Below are 2,462 nucleotides of genomic sequence, written 5' to 3'. Positions count from 1 at the left end.
CGGCGCATTGGCGCGCGTGCACTTGGCCGTCGGGCGTGATGAAGACGGCTTCGCCGGGTGCGATGTCGCGCTCGAAGCATTGCGCCGTGCCCTCCAGCGCCACCGATTCGCTGCCCAGCATCACCGTGCCGTCCTGGCTGCGCCCCATGGCCAGCGGGCGGATGCCGTGCGGGTCGCGAAAGGCCAGCAGACCATGGCCGACGATCAGCGCGATCACGGCGTAGGAGCCCTTGACGCGCCCGTGCACGGCGCGCACCGCAGCGAAGACATCCTCGGGCTGGCGCAGCGGCACGCCGCGGGTGGAGCGCTCGAGCTCGTGCGCAAACACGTTCAGCAGGACTTCCGTGTCGCTTTCGGTGTTCGTGTGGCGGTGGTCGGTCAGGAACAGCTCGGTGCGCAGTTCGCGGGCGTTCGTCAGATTGCCGTTGTGCACCAGCACGATGCCGAACGGTGCGTTCACGTAGAACGGCTGCGCCTCTTCCTCGCTGTAAGCATTGCCTGCCGTGGGGTAGCGCACCTGGCCCAGACCAACGTTGCCTTGCAGCGCGCGCATATTGCGCGTGCGAAACACGTCGCGCACCATGCCCTTGGCCTTGTGCATGAAGAACTTGCGGCCCTGCTGGGTGACGATTCCCGCCGCGTCCTGACCGCGGTGCTGCAGGAGCAGCAAGGCGTCGTAGATCAGCTGGTTCACGGGCGTTGGACTGACGACGCCGACGATTCCGCACATAGTTGATTCCATCCATTTGCAGGAACAGCCCCGCGACAAGAACATCCGACAAGCGCAAAGCGCCTGCCGTCCCGCCCATTGCAGCCTGGGCGGCATGGCGTCAAAGCATCAGCACCGCAGCTGGCAGGTCCAGCGCCTTGACGCGCGCTGCCGCCTTGTCCGCTTCGGCACGGCTGGCATACGGCCCGGCGCGCACCCGGGTACGTTTGCCGCCCCTGGTATCGACCACCTGGGCATAGGTCTTGATCCCTGCGCGCTCCACCTTGAGGCGGACTTCGCGCGCTTTTTCCGTATCCGCAAAAGCCCCCACCTGGACGATGAACCGGCTCTCCTTGGCATCCTTGGCAGAGACGGTGGCGGCCGTTTCGACGCTGCGCCCTTCGAGCAAGGCCCTGACCCGCTCGGAGTCGTCGGGACGCAGCGGCCTGGGTTCGTTCTTCGCCTCGGGCTTGGGCGCTGCGGCAACGGCCGGCGCAGGCTTGGAGGCCGCCGGACGGGGAGCCGGCAGCAGTTGTTCTTCGCCGCTCGCAAGACCGGTCACGCTGCGCGACGCGGCCGGATGCACGGGGGCGGATGGCTCGTCGACGGAAGCAACCGGGGCCTGCGCTGCGGATGCGGGCGCCGCCAGGGGCGCGACCTGGTTGCGATCCGGGATCTCGATGGGAATATCCACCGCAATCGGCCGGGGCTGGGTATCGAACAACTGGGGAAAACCGATGACCCCGAGCAACACCAGCAATGCCGCGCCAATCAGACGATGCCGGGCGCGGCGGCGCATTTCCTCGACGCTCTCGGCCTGTGGGGTGCGCGGACGCCGGGCCGGTTTTTCGGCCTTTTCGACCTTCTCGTCCGCCTGCTGCGCACTCTGGCTACCAGGCCAGCGAAACTTGAAAAATGCCATGGGAGGGAGTTAGGGACTCGTGCGGATCTGCTCGGAGTGGCTCATACGCTCGGATGCTTCACCCGGATGTTTCGCGTGCAGCCGGGGTGTTCCGTCAATCAGCACCCCGCCCACCGTGTAAAACGATCCAAAGACCACGATTCTATCAGCGGGGTCCGCCGCGGCCTGCGCGGCCCGCAGGGCCTGCATCGGGTCTGCGTGCAGGCTCGTCAGGGCAGCGCGGCGGCCGCCCGCCGCCTGGTGCACGGCGTGCCATATCTGCTGCAGCGCCGCGGCGGTCTGCGCGCGCGGGGTCGGCAGGTCGCTGAAGTACCAGCGGTCGATCAAAGGGTCCACCTTGGTCAGCATGCTCTCCAGGTCCTTGTCGGCCATGGCCCCGAAAACCGCGTGCGTCGCGGGGAAGAAGCCCATGGCGTCCAGGTTCGCAGCGAGCGCGGCCATGGCGTGGGGGTTGTGCGCCACGTCCAGCACCAGCGTGGGTTGCCCCGCAACGATCTGGAAGCGGCCGGGCAGTTCGACCATGGCCAGCCCATTGCGCAACGCCTGCGCCGTGATCGGAAGGCGTTCGTGCAAGGCGTCGAACGCAGCCAGCACAGCCGATGCGTTGAGCAGTTGGTTGGCACCGCGCAACGCAGGCTGGGCCAGTCCGGCGTACCGCCGACTGCGGCCCGTCCAACTCCATTGCTGCTTGTCGCCCGAGAAGCCGAAGTCCCGCCCGAAGCGCCAGAGGTCGGCACCGATCTGCGCCGCATGATCGGCAATGCTTTGGGGCGCCATGGGGTCGCCGACGATCACGGGACGGCCCGCGCGCATGATTCCCGCCTTCTCGCG

The 2,462-nt window shown here is 67.6% G+C and carries 3 protein-coding genes; all 3 read right to left on the bottom strand.

Annotation, left to right across the window (positions count from 1 at the left end):
- Nucleotides 1-730 (bottom strand): amidophosphoribosyltransferase (locus VTU_RS0103385; RefSeq protein ID WP_010100767.1); only part of this gene is annotated, 730 nt, incomplete at its 3' end.
- A gap of 100 nt (nucleotides 731-830) precedes the next feature.
- Complete coding sequence (locus tag VTU_RS0103380) at nucleotides 831-1,631, bottom strand: SPOR domain-containing protein (protein ID WP_010100766.1); 801 nt, start codon at nucleotides 1,629-1,631, stop codon at nucleotides 831-833.
- 9 nt (nucleotides 1,632-1,640) lie between these two features.
- The coding region (locus tag VTU_RS25505; RefSeq protein ID WP_010100764.1) for a bifunctional folylpolyglutamate synthase/dihydrofolate synthase at nucleotides 1,641-2,462 on the bottom strand (822 nt) is incomplete at its 5' end.

It is taken from the genome of Verminephrobacter aporrectodeae subsp. tuberculatae At4 (genome assembly GCF_000193225.1).
Classification (GTDB): Bacteria; Pseudomonadota; Gammaproteobacteria; order Burkholderiales; family Burkholderiaceae_C; genus Acidovorax; species Acidovorax aporrectodeae.
This window is presented reverse-complemented; position numbering and strand designations above follow the sequence as displayed.

Excerpts from the sequence above, each read along its gene's own strand:
- VTU_RS0103380 (WP_010100766.1), bottom strand. The coding sequence starts at position 1,631 with ATGGCATTTTTCAAGTTTCGCTGGCCTGGTAGCCAGAGTGCGCAGCAG.